The following is a 19,951-nucleotide window of genomic DNA, read 5'->3' as shown; positions in this document are numbered from 1 at the left end:
CCGGGACGACGCCGGAAGACACGACGCTCACTGGCAACGTCCTGACCAACGACTCGGATGTCGATGGCGACGCGCTGTCGGTGACGCAGTTCGTGATCGACGGCACGACCTATACGGCGGGCCAGACGGCGACGATTGCCGGCGTCGGCGCTCTGACCATCGGCGCCGATGGCAGCTACAGCTTCGTGCCGGCGGCCAATTATAACGGCCCGGTTCCCGTTGCGACCTACACCATCTCGGATGGTGCGTTAACCGACACCGCGACCCTCACCATCACGGTTACGCCGGTCAACGATCCGCCCGTGGCCGCCGACGATTTCGGAACAACGCCGGAAGACACGACGCTGACGGTTCCCGCGGCCTCGGGACTTCTGTCCAACGATACCGATATCGAAAACGATACCCTGACCGTCACGCGGTTCACCGTTACTGGCGTGCCCGGCATTTTCTTCGCCGGCCAAACCGCAGCGATTGCCGGTGTCGGTCAACTCACGATCAATGCGGATGGCAGCTACACTTTCGTGCCGGCGCTCAACTTCAACGGTCCCGTCCCGCTTGCCACCTATACGGTTTCCGACGGGAACGGCGGCACCGACAGTGCGACGCTGAGAGTGACCGTCACGCCGGTGAACGACCCGCCCGTGGCTGACAACGATTTCGGCATCACCCGCGAGGATACCCCGCTCGTGGTCGGTGCCGCGAACGGCTTGCTGGTCGGCGACACGGACGTCGATGGCGACGCGCTCTCTGTGACTCAGTTCGAGGTCGACGGCACCACCTACGCCGCCGGGCAGATGGCGACGATCGCCGGGATCGGCCGCCTCATCGTGAACGCGAATGGCAGCTACATTTTCGTCCCTGCCCCCGACTATAACGGCCCGGTTCCAGTCGCGACCTATACGGTCTCGGATGGGCATGGCGGGACCGATACCGCGACGCTGACGCTCCTTGTCACGCCGGTGAACGACCCGCCGGTCGCCGCCGACGATGCTGCCACGACGCCGGAAGAGGTTCCCGTCAGCGGTAACGTTCTGACCAATGACACGGATATCGACGGCGGTCCGCTGACGGTGGCCCAGTTCGAAATCGGCGGCACGGCCTATGCGGCGGGCGATACGGCGACGATCGCAGGCGTCGGCCAACTCAGCATCAACGCCGACGGCAGCTACACTTTCGTGCCCGCGCTCAACTTCAACGGCCCGGTTCCGGTTGCGACCTATACCGTCTCCGACGGCCGAGGGGGGACAGATACGGCCGTGCTGGCCCTAACCGTGACCCCCGTGGACGATCCGCCGGTTGCCGTCGACGACACCGGCACAACGCCGGAAGACACCACGCTCCAGGGCAACGTTCTGACCAACGATACCGATGTCGACGGCGATCCGCTGACGGTGACCCAGTTCGAGATCAACGGGACCACCTATGCGGCCGGCCAGACGGCGACGATCGCGGGCATTGGGTCGCTCACCATCAATGCCGATGGCAGCTATATTTTCGTCCCCGCCCGCGACTATAACGGCCCGGTTCCGGTCGCGACCTATACCATCTCGGATGGAGCCGGCGGCACCGATGCCGCCACCCTCACGCTCACCGTAACCCCCGTCAGCGATTTTGTGCCGATCCCCGACGACGGCCCGCCCGAGCCGCCGATCGAACCGGATACTCCCTATGATCCGGCGGATGTGGACGGCGCCGTCGTCGAAGCGGCCAGAGGATTGGACGACCTGAACGATACGGCGGACCTTTCCAAGCGACCGATCGATGCCGCAATCAAGGGACTCGACGTCCCTGTAGGGCTCTCCCTCAGCACCTTCCGCGGTGGATCCTCGACCATTGTCATCGACCGGCCGGCGGGAGATGAAAGGATCCAGGTCGAAGCCATCTGGCACACCGGTCTTGTTTACCTGCAGATCGTCGAAGAAACGAAAGGCAGCGATCAAGCCTCCAACTTGAGCTATCGGCTGAAATCGGCGGATGGCTCGCCCGCCCCGGGCTGGCTGAGGCAGGTCGGTCCCCAGACCTTCGCCGGCCGCCCCGACGCCAATGTCGGCGTGGTTGATCTCGTCTTGTCGATCATCCAGCGCGATGGGCAGGTATCGGACCATAAACTGCAGCTCGACGGCTTCAGCGGCCGCTTGTCTCAGCCGCTTGAACCGCAAAAGCACGGATTTGATGGCAGGCTGGCACCGATGTTCTCTGAACAGATGAATGAAGGCTCGCGAAATCAGAACATAAGTCTCCTCGAGAGGGCGCTGGGGTTTCTGCAATGACCGAGCTGGATAGCTTTAGCCGCCAGGTTTTGCCGTGCCATAAGCGGTGGAGCGGTTCTCTGGCAGCATGGGGATCGTTCGAGACGGCGGGCCAGGGTTCTGATCAGGCGCGGGCGCGGATCGTTGCGATGGAGTCAGCCACGCAGCCCGGGTCGACGTTCCGTATTCTCGGTCATCGTGGGGTACGGGAGACGCCGGCAAGATTGCCGAGCCGGGTGCCGGGAAAGCAGACGCCTCTCGGCGATCTGGAGGGCATCTGCAAGAAACTGCGGGTTTGAGACCCGATCGGGCTGAGGCCGCCCGTTGCGACCACGATCCGAGCATCGGGCTATCTCGGGTTTTCGGTCGTCGATTTTCAGGGTTTACCGAACTGGCCCGCCCCAGGAATTCGGCTGAAAATCCTTATCGCCAGAGGAATGAACGTCTGCGCGTGCTGCGCGGCTGCCCTGGGCAAAGACATCGGGACAACCCCGTTTCCAGAATGACCTAGCCAACACGATCCGGGAGCTTCGGCAGATGCAGGGAAAACATGGTTTGGCTGGGTCTGGAGCCCTTCTCCTCGCCCTGCTCCTGCTCAGCAACGGAGCACAGGCCGTCGATCGCCTGGACGGAGCCTGGGCAACGGGCGTGTCGTCCTGCGAGGACGCCTTCGTCAAACGAAAGGGCAAGCTCGTGATGAAGCCCGGGGCGCTGGAAGGCATGTCCGGCTTCATCGTGAACGGGAAACATATTCAAGGCGCTCGTGCGAGCTGCAACGTGATCTCCTCGAAGCAGAAGGGCGACGTCACGGCGCTTCTGCTCGGATGCAAGAGCAAGATCATCTTCGACACGATGAGCGTTTCGATCCGGTTCGAGAGCAATGACAGCTTCGTCCGCCTCGACCCCGACTTCCCTGAAATCCAGATGCGCTACATGCGCTGCAATCGCTGATCGAAATACCGACCCTGGAGGACGATCTGATGCGCAATGCGATCCGGCTTCATCTGCAAGCGACGGTGGCAAGTCTCGCCGTCGTCGGCTTGCTGCTCCCGCCCGTGCCCGTGCTGGCCCAGTCGACGCGAAACTCAGCCCCGCAAGCCGCAACTCAGGCTCAGGAGGACCCGACCTGGCCGCGCGTGATCGCCGACGGCGATCGCGACATCACCGTCTACCAGCCCCAGGTCGAGCGCTGGCAGGACGATGTCCTCGAGGCCCGTGCCGCGGTCTCGATCGACAAGCCCGGCACCGAGACGCAGACGCTCGGCGTCGTCTGGTTCAAGGCTCATACGCAGATCGACAAGGAGAGCGATCTCGTCGCACTCGACAATATCGAGGTGGTGAAGACGAGTTTTCCATCCGACACAGCCAACGCCGATGCCTATGCCGCTGCCCTGCGCCGGGACGCTGAAGGCTTGCGCTCGATCTCCCTGGCGCGCCTGCAGTCGAGCCTCGCTGTTGCGGATGCCGAGAGTGGCGCCAAGGCCCTGCCGGTCAAGAACGATCCTCCGAAGGTCATCTTCAGCCAGACCCCTGCGATGCTCGTGCTGATCGACGGCAAGCCGCAATTGCGTCAGATCACGGGTAGCAAGTTGCTGCGGGTGATCAATACGCCGGCCTTGATCGCCTTCGACGAAGCCAGCGGCACCTATTACCTTCGCGCCCTGAAACGGTGGTGGTCGGCCTCGTCGACCGACGGGGCCTGGTCGGCGGTGTCAAAGCCACCTGCGGCTCTGGCGAGCACGATCAAGGCCGCCGGCCCGCGCGTGAACCTGCTCGACAACGCTCCGCCCGAGATTGCAGAGGCCGTCGCAGCCGGGGCGGTTCCGGCGCTCCATGTCAGCCAGGTGCCCGCCGAGCTCATCCAGAGCACCGGCGAACCGGAATATGCGCCGATCCCCGATACACAGTTGCTCTACGTCAAGAACACGGCCAGCCAGATCATCGTCGACGTCGGCAACCAGGATCATTACATCCTGATCGCGGGGCGCTGGTTCCGTTCGAAATCGCTCGGCGACGGCCCTTGGAGCTTCGTGGCCAGCGACCAGCTCCCGGCCGATTTCGCCAAGATTCCCGAAAGTCATCCCAAGGGTGACGTCCTGGCTTCGGTGAGCGGCACGCCTCAGGCGCAGGCATCGCTGATCGACAACCAGATTCCGCAGACGGCTACGGTCGATCGCCATAAGGCCAAGATCACCATCCGTTACGACGGCAAGCCGGAACTCAAACCGATTCCCGGAACCAGCCTGGAATATGTCGTCAACGCCTCCGCGCCCGTCATCAAGGTCGGCAACGCCTTTTACGCCATCGAGAACGGCGTCTGGTTCACCGCGGCGAGCCTCAACGGCCCCTGGCATGCGGCCACCGAGGTGCCATCGGCCATCTATTCCATCCCGCCGGAAGCGCCGCTGCACTACGTGACCTATGCCAAGGTCTACCGCGCCACGGCCGACGCGGTCTATGTCGGCTATACCCCCGGCTATTACGGCACCGTCGTCGCGCCGGGCGGCGTGGTGGTCTATGGCACGGGATATGGCTACCCCTCCTGGATCGGAGCCTACTGGTATCCGGCGCCATTGACCTACGGCTATGGCGCGGCCTTTGCCTGGGGGGCGGCAACAGGTTTCACGATCGGCGCGATTGCGGGGGCAGCCTGGGCCGGCGGGGCCTGGGGCTGGCATGGCGGCTGGGGGTGGGGTGGCGGCAACGTCGTCGTCAACAACTTCAACCACTTCAGCTTCAACCACGCGAACATCTACAACCGCTGGAACAACAACGTCGTTCATGCGCGCGTGGACAATCGGATCAGCAATCGCATCGACAATCGCGGCGGCAATCGGTTGGACAATCGGCTGCAGAACCGGGGCAACCTGTCCGAGCGGGCCGGCGCACGCAACGCTGCGGCCCATGTCCGGCAGAACCATCCTCGCGCCAACGATCTCTATGCCGGACGAGGCGGCGAAGTGATGCGGCGCGGCGCCCAAGGATGGCAGCAGCACCAGGGAGGGCGTTGGGCCAATGCGGCCGGCGGCAATCTCGGCCATCTCGACCGCGAACAGGCGGCTCGCTTCCGTGGCGAGCATATCGAGCATTTCCGCGGAGGCGGCGGCTTCGCCGGCGGAGGTCGCTTCGCCGGCGGAGGCTTCCGCGGTGGCGGCGGAGGCTTCCATGGTGGCGGGGGCTTCCGTGGTGGCGGCGGATTCCATGGCGGGGGCGGCTTCCATGGCGGCGGCGGCTTCCACCGCCGTTAAAGCGGCGGTCCAGGAAGAGGAGGCCGCTTTCGGAGAAAGCTGATGCTGGAACAATATCTGGACCGCCATCCGGTATCCGATGGGGTGCTCGGCGATCCAACAACGTTTCCAGCGGTCTCTTGTCGGGACTAGCAGGGTCTGCAGCAACGAGCACGCCGTTTCCGCTCCCGCAGTCGACCTCAAAGAGTCGAAGTACGCTGGATTGTTTCAGGGCCTTCAAGATGAATCCGACATTGCCTTTTCAAGGTTTTCGGAATGCCCGCTCCGGCGAAGCGTCAAGGATGGCCATCAAAGGCGCTATAGCGATCGGACTCTCGTTCGCGGCGATCACGCCGGCAATGTCGCAAGAGCAAGATCTGGCCAAGAAGCTCAGCAACCCCGTTGCCGCGCTGATCAGCGTACCGTTTCAATTCAACTACGACGGGCGCATCGGCCCGCGCAACGACGGGGGGCGGGCGACCCTGAACATTCAGCCCGTCATTCCGATCTCGATCAACCAGGACTGGAACATCATCTCGCGCACGATCCTGCCGCTCACGTCCCAATGGGACATAGCGCCCACGAGCGGACGCCAGTTCGGGCTTTCAGACATCACGCAGAGCTTCTTCCTGTCCCCGAAGGAGCCGGGCCCCGCAGGCTTCATCTGGGGCTTCGGGCCCGTCATCCGCCTGCCGACCGCGACAGACCCACTGCTGGGCGCCGGGAGATGGGCCGTCGGGCCGACAGCCGTCGTACTCAAGCAGTCGGGCTCGTGGACCTTCGGAGCCCTGGCCAATCACGCATGGTCCGTCGGAGGAAGCACACGCGGCGGCACCGGCAATGTCAATGTGACGTTCCTGCAGCCCTTCATATCCTACACGACCGCCGATGCGTGGACCTTCACGCTCAACAGCGAGGCGACTTATGACTGGGCGAACGACAAGCTGGCAGTTCCTGTGAACGTGGTCGTTTCGAAGCTGATCAAGGTCGGTGGACAGCCGATCAGCCTGTTCATCGGTGGACGCTATAACGCGGTTTCACCGCAATCCGGCCCGAAAGGCGTCGGCGTTCGGGCCGGCGTAACGTTCCTGTTCCCGACCTGATGAACATGACAAAGCGAAATCTGGAGCCATTCCGCCATTCTCCGAAGCGCGGAATGGCTCCAGGCCATGATTTTGCCGCATTTTCGCTGACGCGGACCTTCGGTTTCCATGCGAACCGGTGTCCACGTCGCTCGAACATGCTCTAGATCGCGTTTTGCATCCACGAAGATGCGCAGCGATCTAATTTTTGAAACTGACGAGCACGCCGTCCGCCCCGAGCGTGAACTGAAGCCCCTTGCGCCGCGTCGCCAGCTTCAAGGTCACGCCATGCTTGTTGCGCAGCCAGAGTGCGCCGCGTCCCTGATCGCCGACAGCCCAGCCCTGACGAAGCTGGACATAGGTCCCGGGAAAGTCCCCCAGCCGGGTCAGCCCGTAGACGGTCCCCGTCGCCGTCAAGCGTGACGCTCCAATCCCGCCGAAGCCGATCCCGCCAACATCAATGCGATGCGTCCGGCCGCGATAGCTCAGCGTGCCGCCACCGAACTGGCCCGAACCGATGAAGGCAACTTGAACCTGCTGGATGCGAACCTTGCCGGTAGCGGGTCCGAGGCTGCTCTGCTGCGCCGCAGCCGGGGCCGTCAGCAACAGGGCTGCGGCGAGCAGGAACCCTGCCTTCGCAATGGATTTCATGATATTTCTCTCGCTTTCAGAAGGGGTTGACGTAGTTTGTAATGGCGATCTGCCGGAGCAGGACTTTCCGGATCACATGCGCGACCTTGACGCGATCGGTGAAGATCGCCGCCGCACCGACGCTGCCTGCCGGCAAGGACCGGGCGAAAGCGTCATCATCGAGCCTGATACGCACGACGAAGGGGGTCGCGCGAACGGCAGGCGGCGCGATCGCATTCCCCGATGTGTGAACTTGCCCCGCCGCGACAGCCTGCAAGACGCTCTCGACCTTGCCGGTCTGGACCGTGCCCGGCGTCATCTTGAAGGTGAGTTCAACCGGTTGTCCCGGCGCCAGGTAACGCGCATCGACCTGATTGATCTCGACGCCGACGATCGTGTCCGAGGTATCGATGAACGCCATGACGGGCGACAGCGGCAAACTGGACACGCGCGCACCTTTGCGCAGCGCGACATTGGTGACGTAGCCGTCGGCCGGCGCGCGGACGGTCGTCTTGTCGAGGTTCCATTGCGCTCCGGCGAGCTGGGCGCGAAGCTGGGCTACCTCGGCCTGGCGCTGCTCGACGTCGAAAGAGCGCCCGGTGCCGTGGGTCTGCAGCTGCGTCATCTCCGCCAGCCGCGTCTCCTGGAATGTGAGCTGGGCAGTGAGCGCATCCACCTGCGCCTGGAACGGCGTCGGATCGATCCGGAACAGGACATCGCCAGCTTTCAGCGGCTGGTTCGCCTGGACGGGAACCTCGACCACCTCGCCTGCGACATCCGGCACGATGGCAACGGAGTTGCGCACCACCAGCACGCTGCCCTGCGGCGCTCCCCAATTCATCGGGATGAACAGACCGACAAGTAGCAGCAGGAGGACGAGGACTGGCGACACCTTCCAGAACAGGTTGAAGGGTACGATCCTGAGCTTCACCAGGACGAAGAGCAAGGCAAGATAGACGTTGAGTAGAACGACGATCATCGTCCGACCTCCCCGCGCGCCGGTTTTGCAGGCACGTCGACATAGGCCCAGATCAGCACGACCGGCCAAAGCACGAAGCCCAGGAACAGGGTGATCCAGCCGCCGATCGACACGGCCTCCGCCCAAGGGTGGTTGCGGCGCCGCGCGACCATGCCCGGCCACATCGCCATGAAGACGACGACGAAGACCGTGCTGGCGAGAAGCACCACCAGGACGATCCAGGCGAAGAGATCAAGGGCGGACATGTCGTCTCCCGTCTTTCATGCGGGCCGTCTCAGGCGGATGGATTGAGAGGCGGCAGTGCTGCGACAGAGGCACTGGCTCCTGCGACGTGCCGCCAACCGGCAACGGCCCGCGCAAGCTCCGCTCCCGCCGCCCGGTCCCAGGGTTCTGCACCTGCGAACAGGCTCCGCCCGAGCCGCCCGCTCGCTGCGGCCAGGGCGGGATCGCGCTCGGCTGCGGCGAGATCCGCCGGGGCGAGCCGCCCGCGCCAGTCCATCAGCGCCCGGTAAGTCGCCTTTGAGTCACCTCTCCCCGCCGCCCGCAGCAGTTGCTGCCGGGCAAAGGCGGCAGAGGCGTGATAGCGCTCCCGCCGGAACCGCAAGGCGCGCGCAAGAAAACGGCCGCCGATCGCCAGCAGCGCGAGGCCGGCCAGGCCCAGCAAACCGCCGGCGATCCAGGCCGGGTCGAGCCGGGAGCGGTCGGTTGCAACTGCGCCGGCCGCGACGGTCACCGCGACGCCCGGCAGCGTCTCGGTCCGGGCGCTCTTGCTCGAGAGGCTCCACCAGGGCTGGGACAGGGCGGGCAGGTCGTAGCTCCCCGCCTTCTCGAAGACATAGGTAACCTTGTCGGTGCGCAGCCCGGTGACCTGTCCCCGGTTGCTGCGGTCCTCGACGACCGGCGGATCGGCATAGACGCGCACGCCTGCCGGTGCGGTGAAGGCGAACTCAGCCATGCCCAGCGCCGGCACGCCCTCCACCTGCCGCCGGATCGTCCGGACGATGGCGCCGCCGGCAGCGAATTTCGTCGCGGCGGGATCCGGCGACCATTCTTGCGCAACCTCGACCCTGTCGCTCACCAGCACTGGCCCGGAGGCATCGATGCCCGGCGGCACGCCGACCGTGATCTGCGACGAGCTTCCCTCCGCCGCCCCGACCGGGTCGCCGCCGCGATCGAGAAAGGTCACCTTCGCTGCGGGGATATCGATCGTGCCGCCACGCCTGGGGAACAGGACGAACTCGAAGGTCTGGCCGACATAGTTGCGCCCCTCGATCGTGTCGCGGGTCGTCAGCGCCTGGGTCTCGAAGCGAAAGATCTGCGCGCCGGGTGCCTCGGGCAGGCTGACCAGCGGCGGGCGAACCATGTCACCCGGAAACAGGACGTCGATATCCAGCCGCACGGGCTGGCCGACGACGATGTCCTGGGTGGGAACGACCTTCGTGCGGATAACCGGTTTGTCCGCCGAGGTCTGCGCGCCGGCAAGGCCCGGCAGAAGCGCCAGCATCAAGAGGATCAGGAGGCGCTTCATGGCGTCGCTCCCGCCGGCTGTACCTGAAGTTGGTAGGCGAATTTAGCCCGCAGGAAATCGGCCGGCTGCGTCTGCACGCGCTTCAGCCAGAGAGCACGGACCTGATCGTCCGACATCGCCTTCTCCGCCTCGACCGTCGTATCCTCGCCGCCTTTCTTGGTCTTGTCGAAGACGACCTCGTCGGGCTTGTCGTCCGTGTTGCCGGTCTCGCCGCCTTCCAGCTTCTTGCGCTCGCCACGGATGCGGGCGATCTCGCGGTTATTGACGGCCTCTGCCCAGCCCGGACGCAAGGCAAGCGCTCGGTCGTAGCGCTGCATCGCATCGTCGTACTGGCCGAGCATCACCAGCGCATTGCCCTGGTCGAAGGCGGCTTCGGCGGTGTCGCGCGCCGCGAAAGCCTGGGCGGCCTCCTTGAACTCGCCGGCCCGAAACAAGGCGACGCCGCGCCAGAGCGGATCGCGGAAGGCCAGCGCCGCCTCCCCGGGCTTGTTCTCGTGCATCAGCAGGCGGCCGCGCTGGTCGGGCCGCAGCCAAAGATCATGCCAGCCGAGCTGCCAGCCGGCGCCGAGCAGCGCGACCGCTCCCGCCAGCATGATGATCCCGTAGGTCCGTCCGGCGCGGCTCATGCCAGCACCCATCCGCGCCGGAACCAGAGCAGCGCCAGCAACGCCAGCAGCGGCGTCAGCCAATAGCCGGCCTCGCGCCAGTGCTCGCCCTCCCCTGCCACGCTCGCCGCCGCGTCGCCGCTGTCGAGCCTGCGCACCACGGCGGCGACGTCGGCGCTGTCCGGCGTCGTGGCGATGACGTCGGCATGGGGGATGTTGTCGAAGGCATCGGTCGGAGTGCCCGGCGCGAGCAGCGCGAGGACCGTGACCGGCTTGCCGAGCTTGGGCCACTCGCCCGGCTGCGGTCCCATCGTATCGGCCAGCAGCAAAATCGAGCCACCGCTGGCGCTGCTCGACAGGGTCCGGTCGGCCAGCGCCAGCGCCGCCTGGAGGTCATCGCCCTGCTTCGGCATGATCCGGGGCGAAAGCGCCTTGGCGAGATCGAGCACCACAGCACTATCCGGCGTCGCCGGCAGCACGATATGGCTCGATCCGGCATAGGCGATGAGCGCGGTCGAGGCCCCTTCGCGCGCCGCCAGGATGTCGCTGAGCTTCTGCCGGGCCCGATCGAGCCGCGTCGGCGCGAGGTCCGCGGTCTGCATCGAGGGCGCGACCTTGAGCACGATGGCCACCGCCGGCTTCGCATCGGCGAAGGGCGACGGCTCCCGCTGCCAGGCTGGCCCCGCGACGGCGAACGCTGCGACGATCCAGGCCAGGAACAGCCAGTCCGAGGGGGTGATGCGCCTATGCCGCTCGGTGCCGACGACGAGATAGGAGAGCAGCGCCGGATCGATGACGCGGCGCCATTGCTGCAGGCTGTCGGAGCTGCGACGCTCGATCAGCCAGAGCGCGGCTGCAGGGAGCAAGGCCAGCAGCCAGAACGGGCGCTCGAAATGGAAGGCGGCGAGCGAGGCCATCATCGCGCGCCTCCCGCGGCTGCTGCCGGGGCGGAAGCTGTGCCGTGTCGATGGCGGCGCAGCAGGAACAGCGCCTGCGCCAGCAGGCTCAACACCAGCATCGCAGCGAGCGGCACCCAGAAAATGTCCCGGCGCGGCCGAAAGCTGACGGTGTCGATATGGCGGGTCTCGATCGCGTCGAGGCGGCGGTAGATGTCGGCGAGCTGGACGCGGTCCAGCGCGCGATAGAAGCCGCCACCGGTGGTGTCCGCGACCTCCTTGAGCGCCGCCTCGTCGAGCTTGTCCTCGCCGGCGGCGCGGGGATCGCCGACCGCCACGGTGTGGATGACGATGCCCTTGTCTCTGGCGACGCGCGCGGCCTCGGCGGGCGGGACCTTGCTCATGGTATCGTTGCCGTCGGTCAGAGCGATGATCGTCTTCGCCTTGACCGTGCTCTTGGCGAACAGCCCGATCCCCAGGCCAATGGCGTCGCCGAAGGCGGTACGCGGCCCGGCCATGCCGACATCCGTGTCGCGCAGCATGGCGCGCGAGAGTTCAAGATCGGTCGTGAAGGGCACCAGCGCGAAGGGTGCATCGCCGAAGACCACGATACCGACGCGGTCGCCCTTGCGGCGCGAAAGGAAATCGTCGAGCACCTGCTTCACCGCCGTCAGCCGGTCGACGGTCTTGCCCGAGGCATCGACGAAGTCCTTGGTGTCCATCGAGCCCGAGAGATCGACGAGCACGAGCAGATCGCGCGTCGGCAGATCGCGGTGCAGCGGCGGCTCGATCCATTGCGGCCGGGCGACCGCGGCAAGCGACAGCAGCCAGGCCAGCGTCAGCAGCAGCAGGCGCCCTGGATGGCGCCGCGCGACCACCCCGCCGGAATAGGGTTGCTGCCCACTCAGCCGGGCCAGCCTTTCGAAAAAGGGCACGCGCAGCCCTGCGCGCCGCTGCGCATAGGCGGGCAGCACGAGCCAGACGAGAAGCGGCAGGGGCGCGAGCAGGCCGACCCAGGGATAGGCGAAGGAGAGCATCGTCACCTCCCTCGCGACACGAGACCGCGCTGGCCGCGCAGCCAGACACGGGCTTCGACCAAAAGCGATGCCGAATCCGCTGCCGAAGCCGGCGCGAACAGCCCGTCGAGGCGTGCGGTCAAGCGATCCACAGGCTTGCCGGCCGGCGCCGTCTCGCGAATGAAGCTCGTCCACCCGGCGCCCGTCAGCGCGGCCACGCGCTTGCGGCCATAGGCGACCATCGCGGCCCGCTTCAGCACGGCGGAGACCTGCTCGACCGAGGACGCTTCGCCGAGCTCAACAAGGGCGCGCCGGAGATAGGCGTCAGCCCGATAGCGCTGCCAGCCGCGCCAGCAGGCGACCGCGATTGCCGCGACCGCCGTTCCGCCGACGATCCAGACACCCGCGGCCGGTGGCCAGAAGGAGATGGCGGCGGGCAGGACCAGATCGGCGAGATTGGCGAGGTCGCCAGGATCGCCGCTCATGGCGCCCTCCCGCTGGCACTCGCCAGCTTCTGCGCCTGCCGCCGCCCGATCAGCTCGCGGAACTGCGCGGCGACGTCGCGGTCGGGCGAGATCGGCAGCACCGGGATGGCGCGGCTGCGCGACAGCTCCGCCAGATTCTGCCGCCATTGCACGCGCTCGTCGTGGAAGCGCCGGCGCAGGGAGGCGCCCGAGACGTCGACCTCGATCTGCGCCTCCCCCGAGCTGAAGGTCGCGCGTCCCACATCCGGGAGCTGCTCTTCCAGCGGGTCCTGGATGAAAACAGCGAGGACGTCGTTATGGGCACAGAGGCGGGTCACCAGCCGCCGGGTCTCATCGTCGGCGCCGTCCATGTCGGAGATCACGCAGACCAACCCATCATGCGCCACAATGCGCGCGGCTGCGGCGAGAGCCTCGTTCAGGCGACCCGGGCCACGCTCCGAGGGGGAAGCGTGCTTCAGCGCGGTATTCTGCCGGGCGATCTCGCTCAGAACCCGCACCGCCCCGGCGTCGCGGGCCTGTGGCTTGACGGTGACGAGGCCATCGTCGCCGAAGACCACCGCCCCGACGCGATCGCCAAGCGAGGTGACGCGCCACGCAGCAAGCGCGGCGGCCTCAGCCGCCGCCACCGACTTCATCGCCCGGCGACTGCCGAAGAACATGGTGCTGCGCTGGTCGACCAGCAGGACGACCGGCCGGTCGCGCTCCTCGGAATAGACCCGGACATGCGGGCTGCCGAGGCGGGCCGTCGCCAGCCAGTCGATGGTGCGGGTGTCGTCGCCCTCGAAATAATGGCGCAGCTCCTCGAAATTCAGGCCGCGCCCGCGCAGGCGCGAGGCATGCCGCCCGGCGAGAAGGCTGTGCACCGGCTGGCGCGGCAGGAAGCTGAAGCCCTGGGCGCGATGCTTGAGACGCAGCAGTTCGTCGAGCGTGACGAAGGCGCGGGCGCCGGGCACCTTATCCGCTCCTTCCGTCCTCCGCCTCTCCCGCATCGACGCCATGGTCTGCTCCGCTATACCGCGACGGCGACCTGCCTGACGACCTCGTCGAGCACCGCATCGGCCGAAATGCCATCCGCTCCGGCCTCATAGCCGAGCGAGACCCTGTGCCGCAGGCAGTCATGCGCGATCGCCTGCACATCTTCCGGCGTGACGTAGTCGCGCCCTTGCAGCCAGGCATAGGTGCGCGCGCATTTGTCGAGCGCGAGCGTGCCGCGCGGGCTCGCACCCACCGCGATCCAGGTCTTGAGGTGCTCGCCATACTCCGCCGGCCGCCGCGTCGCCGCGACCAGGCCGACCATATAGGCCTCGACGACATCCTTGGTCGTGACCAGGTCGATCTCGGCGCGAGCGTCGAAGATCGCCTTCTGCGGGATCTGCGGCGGGGGCGCCGTCGGCTGGTCCGGCTTGGCCGCGCTTTCCGCACGCACCAGCCGCATCACCTTCGCCTCGTCGGCATCGGAGGGGTAGTCGATCCGGATATGCATCAGGAAACGGTCCATCTGCGCCTCGGGCAGCGGATAGGTGCCTTCCTGCTCGATCGGGTTCTGGGTCGCCAGCACCATGAAGAGCGGCGGCAGGTCATAGCGCTTGCCGGCGACCGTGACATGGCGTTCCTCCATCGCCTCGAGCAGCGCCGACTGCACCTTGGGCGGCGCCCGGTTGATCTCGTCGGCGAGGATGAGATTGCCGAAAATCGGCCCCTTGCGGAATTCAAACTGCCCGTCCGGCCGCAGGATCTCGCCACCCGTCACATCGGAGGGCAGCAGGTCCGGCGTGAACTGGATGCGGCTGAATTCGGATTCGAGATTCTTCGACAGGCTCTTGATCGCCCGCGTCTTGGCCAGGCCCGGCAGCCCTTCCAGCAGGACATTGCCGTTGGCGAGCAACGCCACGACGATGCGCTCGACCACCCGCTCCTGCCCGATGATGTCCCGATTGATCCGCGCCTGGAGTTCGCGGATTGCATCACGTGCGGTCGCGCCAGCTCCGTCCATGGCCTGCTTCCCCTCTGCCGCGGTACCCGCGCTTCTCATGGCGTCCTTGGAACGACGTCGTTTCCGAAGAAATCCGTCTGCCGCGCCGAACTCCCTACGCCCGGACGCGTATAATTCGCGCCGCCGGTAGACGGCATCGGTCCTGCGTCGAGATAGCTGCGCTGAGGAGGAGCCGAGGTCGCGGTGAATGGCGCCGCCGGCGGCGAAGCCGTCCCCTGCGTCGTGCAAGCCCCCAGGCCGCAAGAGAGGAGGGTCAGCGCCAACGCAGCGGAAAGCGGGATTCTGTTCGGATCGGTCATCGGAGTCTTATGGCCCTTAATGTTCATTCCATCGTCCGTTACGGGCGATCAATGTTGAAGCATCCGCGCTCGCGCAGCACGCAGCGAAACCCGACATGGCTGGTCGAGGTGTCGATCGGCTCGGCATGACGGGCCGCCGGACGGTAGCGTCGGCAATAGTTCGGCGCGCAGAGATGCGAACCGCCCTTCAGCACCTTGCGCGGGATGCGGATTGCCGGCAGACGCGGATCGTAGCTGTCGGCCTCCGGCCCGCCGCGCGGGTTCTGCGGCACGCAGCACGCCTTCGGCGCATCGGCTTGGTGACCCACCGACCAGAAATCGGCGGTCCACTCCCAGACATTGCCGATCATGTCGTAGAGACCGTAGCCGTTCGGCGGAAAGGCCTTCACCGGCGATGTCCGGGCCCAACCATCTTCCTTGGTGTTCTCGGCTGGGAAATTGCCCTGCCAGGTATTGGCCATGTGGCGCCCGTCGGGCGTGAGCTCGTCGCCCCAGGCGAACTCCGATCCGTCGCGCCCGCCCCAGGCCGCGAACTCCCATTCCGCCTCGGTCGGCAACGCCTTACCCGCCCAGGTCGCATAAGCCTCCGCATCACGATAGGCGACATGGACGACGGGGTGATCGTCCAACCCCTTGATCGAGGAGCCTGCACCATAGGGCTTGCGCCAGGTTGCGCCGAACTTGAAGGTCCACCATCGCGACCAGTCGCGCAGATCGACCGCGTGGGATGGGGGATCGAACATCAGCGAACCCGCCCTCAGCATGTGCGGCAACGCCCCGGGGTAATCCTTCGGATCCGGCGCGATCTCGGCGAAGGTGACATAACCCGTCGCCTCGACGAAGGCCCTGAAGTCCCGGTTCGTCACCGGCGCCGCATCGATCCAGAAGCTGTCGACATTGACGCGATGGCTCGGCGCTTCCTCTGGGTAATGGCGATCCGACCCCATGGAGAAGGTATTGCCGGCAATATGGACCATTCCATCCGTATCGAGGCGGCGGTCCAATGTCACAACGTCTCTCATGCCTTCGCCTCCCGCCGCCGAACCTTACATCCAATCGATCGTCTGCGCCTCCTTCGGGCCGCTGCGATGCGGGTTTTCTTCCTCGCACCGGACGGATGTTCACCGCACCGCCTTTGCGGGTCGATAGGGAAAAACCCGCAATGCTTCGCGGGAAAAGCCGGATAGCGGCCAGATACTCCGGCCGATAGATATGGCTCGATGACCTGAGCGCGATCCTCGAAGGGCAAGGTTGAATTCGCATCATAGCCGGGCAGGACGCCACAACATTGAATAACCCACCTGACAGATCGACAATATCGAATTTAATCCAAATAAAAATAAATATATAATGGAGAGATGGGGGCTAAGTTGGAATTCGTTTCGCATCTACCTATACTGACAGCCTTCTCTTTGACGCTTATTCTGACATTGATACTTCCCAGCCTTATGGCGCGCCTCCATCTCCCTCGCCCGGTCGGATATATTCTCGCGGGGATTATTCTTGGCCCCAGTGCATTGTCTGTCCTCAACCCCGACGGAAAGATCGTCGGCTTCTTCGCAGAGCTGGGCAAGCTCCTGCTGATGTTCTTCGCCGGCTTCGAGGTCAATATCGCGCAGTTCCAGCGCGCCCGAAACAAGGCGGCGGCTTTCGGCCTGCTCACCTTCGCCTGCCCCTTCGTCTGCGCGATGGGCATCGCGGCGCTGATGGGTTACCCGGCCAATACATGCGCCGTCATCGGTTCCATCTTGGCCTCTCACACCTTGCTCGGGCTGCCGCTCGTCAAGGAACAGGGACTGATGGAGCAGGAAGCGGCGGTTGTCACGGTGGGCGCCACGCTGATCACCGACACGCTGTCCATTCTCGTTCTGGCGGTTTGCGTACCGATACACCTCCAGGGTTTCGAGCCGACGGAAGTCATGAAGACGATTGCGTGGCTGGCCATCTACGTACCGGGAATCCTCATCGGCTTCAGCTGGCTGGTGAAGCGTCTGCTGGAGAGGTTCGGAACGACCCGCGTTTCCACCGTACTGATCATGCTGGTGGTGGTGGCGATATCCGCGCAACTCGCCGAATGGATCGGCATGGAAGGTATCATCGGAGCCTTTCTCGCCGGCGTCAGCCTGAAGCGAGCGTTCGGGGAGCTCGAAACCGACGACTCGCTCGAGGTCATAAGTCAGGCCTTGTTCATTCCCGTATTCTTCATCGCCGCTGGCTTTCTCGTCGATTTCAAGGTCTTCTTTGGCACCTTGGTTCATCAGCCGTTGCTGGTTCTTGGCGTCATCGCTGCTCTGTTCGGCGGCAAGTGGTTTGCGGCCGAAGTGGCGGGCAGGTCATTCGGATATAGCCGCTCGGAGCGGGATCTGATGTTTGCCCTGACCCTCCCCCAGGTGGCCGCGACATTGGCAGTCGCGCTCGTCGCGTACGCAACGAAGAATGCCGCCGGTGAGAGGCTCATCGACCAGGCTATGCTGAACGCCACCGTCGTCCTCGTCATCACGTCATCGTTGATCGGCCTGATCCTGACCGAGCGCGCGGCCAGACGGGTCAAGCAGCCTGCTTTGCCTCGACCGGCCTCGCTCGCGCTTGTCAACGGACCGGATACTCGGGAAAATCCCAAATGACGTTCCATCCATTCAGGAGCTTTTCGTCGGCGCCGGATTTCGGCCTCCTCGTGCGGAAAACGACTCCCTCCAACCGCGGAGGCCAGCTTCGAAACGCTCGTACGCTGGTAATCCAGCTAAGGGCTAGGTACCGGGTTGCAGGAAGAAAATGCCACCCAACAATGAGCTATCGTACTTTCGCCATTCGCGAGAATTGCAGAAATGCGCTAGGTCAGATGCCGAATGCGCGTTTGTCAAAATCGACTATGTTTCCTGCCGCGAGAAGCATTCCATGCGATTTATATTGAGCACGTTGAAAGACCGGCGGCGCGCTTGTTTGGGCGCGGCGCTCGCAGCTTCATTGCTCGCGGCGGGCTGTGGATCGCGCCCCGAAGAGGGCTTTCTGGCGCCGGTCGCCGATGCCTATTCCGGCTCGACACCGCATACGCTGCTCGTGGCCACCACGCGCAAGCGCGACGACCGGCCGGGCACCTTGTTCAACGGCGAGCGCAGCACGCCGCTCGATTTCGCCAAGATCGTCGTTTCCGTGCCGGACAAGCACACCGAGGGCGAAGTCGAATGGGCATCGAGCCCCCCGGGCAATCCGAAGACCGATTTCGTCGTCCGCCAGGCCGGTTACCTCGAGAGCGAGAAGGCCTTCATCAACACGCTGAACGCGCAACTCGCCGCGAAGCCGAAGGGGAAGCGCAACATCTTCCTGTTCATCCACGGCTACAACACGATGTTTGCCGAGGGGCTCTACCGTTTCGCCCAGCTCGTGCACGATTCCCGTGCGGACGGCGTGCCCGTCCTGTTTACCTGGGCATCGCGCGGGCAGCTGACGCAGTATGTCTATGACACCAACAGCGCCACGGCGGCCCGCGACGACCTCGAACGCACCATTCGACTTCTCTTCGCCAGCAATGCGGAGCAGGTGAATATCCTGGCGCATTCCATGGGCAACTGGGTGACGGTCGAGGCTCTGCGGCAGATTCGCATCTCCGGTGGCCTGCCGCAGGCGTCGAAGCTCGGGCACGTCGTGCTGGCCGCGCCCGATATCGATATCGATGTCTTCAAATCGCAGATGCGCCGCTTCGGTAAGCCGGCAAAGCCGTTCTTCATCGTGCTCTCAAAGGACGACAAGGCGCTGGGAGCCTCAAATTTCCTGGCGGGAGGTCGAGGCAGACTCGGAGCCGATTCCGATCCGCAGGAGCTGGCCGCACTCGGCGCCGTCGTGATCGATATGACCGACGTCAAGGGGCTCGATTCGAGCAATCACGGGAAATTCGCGCAACTGGCGGCTGTCGCACCGAAACTCACTGCGGTGTTAGAGAGCGGCGTCGCCAAGCAACACCCTTCCGCGAGCGCCCAGGAGATCGCCGGCGGGTCGCTCGAAGCGATCGTCAAGCTGCCGATCACCATCATCGGCGCTCCGTTCCGGCTTCTCGCACGCGGGGGCTGAACCCAATCCACCGGCGGAAAGAACAGGCTCAGGGCAGCGGGCGTCGAGGCCGGCAAGTCGAGTAGCGAGCTGTGCTGCGGCGACAGGGCCGTGAAGCAGTTCGATGCGCGCGACGAGCCGATTCGAGAGATCGGACGATCGATGCCCGTGAGGCCGAGGTGGTCCACCGCATCTTCCGCATGTTCGCCGCCGGGACAGCGCCGCGCAGCCCCACACGCTCAACGATGAGGGCACTCCTGGCCCCGGCAGCAAGTGCTGGGCGACACGACTATCCGCGGCCATGTGAGGCGCGACACCGACATCGTCAACAACGAGCTCTACATCGACCGCCGAACAGCGCCGCCTGTCGCACCGAACTCGCCAGCGTGGAGAAGCAGATCGCTGGGATTGTCGAGGCGATCGCCGACGGCACGGACCATCCGTCGAAGAAGCGAAGATGACCGGGCTCGAAGCCCGTAACGCGGAGTTCACGGCCCTGCTCGGGGGCGCGCCCACCGACACGCCCGGCCTCCTGCCGCGCGCGGCCGGGGTCTACGCGCAGAAGATCGCGAAGCTGACCGAAGCTTTGAACCAACCCGAAGAGCGCCCGGAGGCCACCTAAGTCTTGCACATGTTGATCGAGAAGATCGTGCTGACGCCGGGACCGGCACGTGGCGAGATCTTCGCGACCGTAGCGCGACAATCTCGGACTGCCCGGGGAACACCGGCGGGCGTGTACCAGACCTGAGGCCGGGCCCGCTCCGTGGTCTTGCGGTGCTCCTAAAAGCAAGAAGCCCCGCGGCATTTCTGCTGCGGGGCTTGATTTGGTTGCGGGGGCCAGATTTGAACTGACGACCTTCAGGTTATGAGCCTGACGAGCTACCGGGCTGCTCCACCCCGCGTCGACTTTGTTTGCCT

General features: G+C 65.2%; 19 protein-coding genes and 1 tRNA gene. 8 read left to right on the top strand and 12 right to left on the bottom strand.

What is annotated here, in order from left to right; all coding sequences use genetic code 11:
• The 5 genes from ACWIEX_RS00100 to ACWIEX_RS00080 all read left to right on the top strand — a co-directional run.
• On the top strand, nucleotides 1-2,270 hold a 2,270-nt coding region (locus ACWIEX_RS00100), incomplete at its 5' end, for a cadherin-like domain-containing protein (RefSeq protein WP_454031132.1).
• Nucleotides 2,267-2,548, top strand: a complete 282-nt coding sequence (locus ACWIEX_RS00095) for a hypothetical protein (protein WP_454031131.1) — start codon at nucleotides 2,267-2,269, stop codon at nucleotides 2,546-2,548. The genes ACWIEX_RS00100 and ACWIEX_RS00095, both read left to right, overlap by 4 nt.
• Nucleotides 2,549-2,804: 256 nt before the next feature.
• Nucleotides 2,805-3,200 carry a hypothetical protein gene (locus tag ACWIEX_RS00090; protein WP_454031130.1) on the top strand — a complete coding sequence of 132 codons (396 nt, stop codon included), beginning with the start codon at nucleotides 2,805-2,807 and terminating at the stop codon, nucleotides 3,198-3,200.
• 29 nt (nucleotides 3,201-3,229) lie between these two features.
• Complete coding sequence (locus ACWIEX_RS00085; RefSeq protein WP_454031129.1) at nucleotides 3,230-5,497, top strand: hypothetical protein; 2,268 nt, start codon at nucleotides 3,230-3,232, stop codon at nucleotides 5,495-5,497.
• Nucleotides 5,498-5,778: 281 nt separating this feature from the next.
• Nucleotides 5,779-6,579 carry a transporter gene (locus ACWIEX_RS00080; RefSeq protein WP_454031128.1) on the top strand — a complete coding sequence of 267 codons (801 nt, stop codon included), beginning with the start codon at nucleotides 5,779-5,781 and terminating at the stop codon, nucleotides 6,577-6,579.
• A gap of 180 nt (nucleotides 6,580-6,759) precedes the next feature.
• Here the strand turns inward: ACWIEX_RS00080 and ACWIEX_RS00075 are convergent, their stop codons facing one another.
• From ACWIEX_RS00075 to ACWIEX_RS00025, 11 genes are all read right to left on the bottom strand, one after another.
• Nucleotides 6,760-7,209 (bottom strand): hypothetical protein, encoded by a 450-nt coding sequence (locus tag ACWIEX_RS00075; RefSeq protein ID WP_454031127.1) that lies wholly within the window; start codon nucleotides 7,207-7,209, stop codon nucleotides 6,760-6,762.
• 16 nt (nucleotides 7,210-7,225) lie between these two features.
• Nucleotides 7,226-8,167, bottom strand: a complete 942-nt coding sequence (locus ACWIEX_RS00070; RefSeq protein ID WP_454031126.1) for an HlyD family secretion protein — start codon at nucleotides 8,165-8,167, stop codon at nucleotides 7,226-7,228.
• Nucleotides 8,164-8,412: a DUF3302 domain-containing protein gene (locus ACWIEX_RS00065; protein ID WP_454031125.1), complete on the bottom strand. Its 249-nt coding sequence runs from the start codon at nucleotides 8,410-8,412 to the stop codon at nucleotides 8,164-8,166. Before ACWIEX_RS00065 ends, ACWIEX_RS00070 begins: the two co-directional genes overlap by 4 nt.
• Nucleotides 8,413-8,441: 29 nt before the next feature.
• Nucleotides 8,442-9,695: a BatD family protein gene (locus ACWIEX_RS00060; protein ID WP_454031124.1), complete on the bottom strand. Its 1,254-nt coding sequence runs from the start codon at nucleotides 9,693-9,695 to the stop codon at nucleotides 8,442-8,444.
• Nucleotides 9,692-10,321: a tetratricopeptide repeat protein gene (locus tag ACWIEX_RS00055; RefSeq protein ID WP_454031123.1), complete on the bottom strand. Its 630-nt coding sequence runs from the start codon at nucleotides 10,319-10,321 to the stop codon at nucleotides 9,692-9,694. The genes ACWIEX_RS00060 and ACWIEX_RS00055 overlap by 4 nt, the downstream gene beginning before the upstream one ends.
• Entirely contained in the window at nucleotides 10,318-11,220 is a 903-nt protein-coding gene (locus ACWIEX_RS00050) for a VWA domain-containing protein (RefSeq protein ID WP_454031122.1), read from the bottom strand. The genes ACWIEX_RS00055 and ACWIEX_RS00050 overlap by 4 nt, the downstream gene beginning before the upstream one ends.
• Nucleotides 11,217-12,233, bottom strand: coding sequence for a VWA domain-containing protein (locus ACWIEX_RS00045; RefSeq protein ID WP_454031121.1), 1,017 nt, complete (start codon nucleotides 12,231-12,233; stop codon nucleotides 11,217-11,219). The genes ACWIEX_RS00050 and ACWIEX_RS00045 overlap by 4 nt, the downstream gene beginning before the upstream one ends.
• 2 nt (nucleotides 12,234-12,235) lie before the next feature.
• The gene (locus tag ACWIEX_RS00040) at nucleotides 12,236-12,697 is read right to left on the bottom strand and encodes a DUF4381 domain-containing protein (protein WP_454031120.1); all 462 of its coding nucleotides are present in this window, start codon (nucleotides 12,695-12,697) and stop codon (nucleotides 12,236-12,238) included.
• On the bottom strand, nucleotides 12,694-13,650 hold the full coding sequence (locus tag ACWIEX_RS00035; RefSeq protein WP_454031119.1) for a DUF58 domain-containing protein: 957 nt from the start codon (nucleotides 13,648-13,650) through the stop codon (nucleotides 12,694-12,696). The genes ACWIEX_RS00040 and ACWIEX_RS00035 overlap by 4 nt, the downstream gene beginning before the upstream one ends.
• Before the next feature lie 56 nt (nucleotides 13,651-13,706).
• Nucleotides 13,707-14,690, bottom strand: coding sequence for an AAA family ATPase (locus ACWIEX_RS00030; RefSeq protein WP_454031118.1), 984 nt, complete (start codon nucleotides 14,688-14,690; stop codon nucleotides 13,707-13,709).
• 337 nt (nucleotides 14,691-15,027) lie between these two features.
• Nucleotides 15,028-16,011 carry a formylglycine-generating enzyme family protein gene (locus ACWIEX_RS00025; protein WP_454031117.1) on the bottom strand — a complete coding sequence of 328 codons (984 nt, stop codon included), beginning with the start codon at nucleotides 16,009-16,011 and terminating at the stop codon, nucleotides 15,028-15,030.
• Between the two features lie 336 nt (nucleotides 16,012-16,347).
• On the opposite strand from ACWIEX_RS00025, the gene ACWIEX_RS00020 reads away from it, so the two are divergent.
• From ACWIEX_RS00020 to ACWIEX_RS00010, 3 genes are all read left to right on the top strand, one after another.
• Nucleotides 16,348-17,613: a cation:proton antiporter gene (locus tag ACWIEX_RS00020; protein ID WP_454031116.1), complete on the top strand. Its 1,266-nt coding sequence runs from the start codon at nucleotides 16,348-16,350 to the stop codon at nucleotides 17,611-17,613.
• 148 nt (nucleotides 17,614-17,761) lie between these two features.
• Nucleotides 17,762-19,054 (top strand): alpha/beta hydrolase, encoded by a 1,293-nt coding sequence (locus tag ACWIEX_RS00015; RefSeq protein ID WP_454031115.1) that lies wholly within the window; start codon nucleotides 17,762-17,764, stop codon nucleotides 19,052-19,054.
• 436 nt (nucleotides 19,055-19,490) lie between these two features.
• Nucleotides 19,491-19,655, top strand: coding sequence for a hypothetical protein (locus ACWIEX_RS00010; protein WP_454031114.1), 165 nt, complete (start codon nucleotides 19,491-19,493; stop codon nucleotides 19,653-19,655).
• 203 nt (nucleotides 19,656-19,858) lie between these two features.
• Here ACWIEX_RS00010 and ACWIEX_RS00005 read toward each other — a convergent pair.
• Nucleotides 19,859-19,935, bottom strand: a tRNA-Met gene (locus ACWIEX_RS00005).
• Nucleotides 19,936-19,951 lie beyond the last annotated feature (16 nt).

The organism is Allobosea sp. NPDC055353, assembly GCF_053644975.1.
This window is presented reverse-complemented; position numbering and strand designations above follow the sequence as displayed.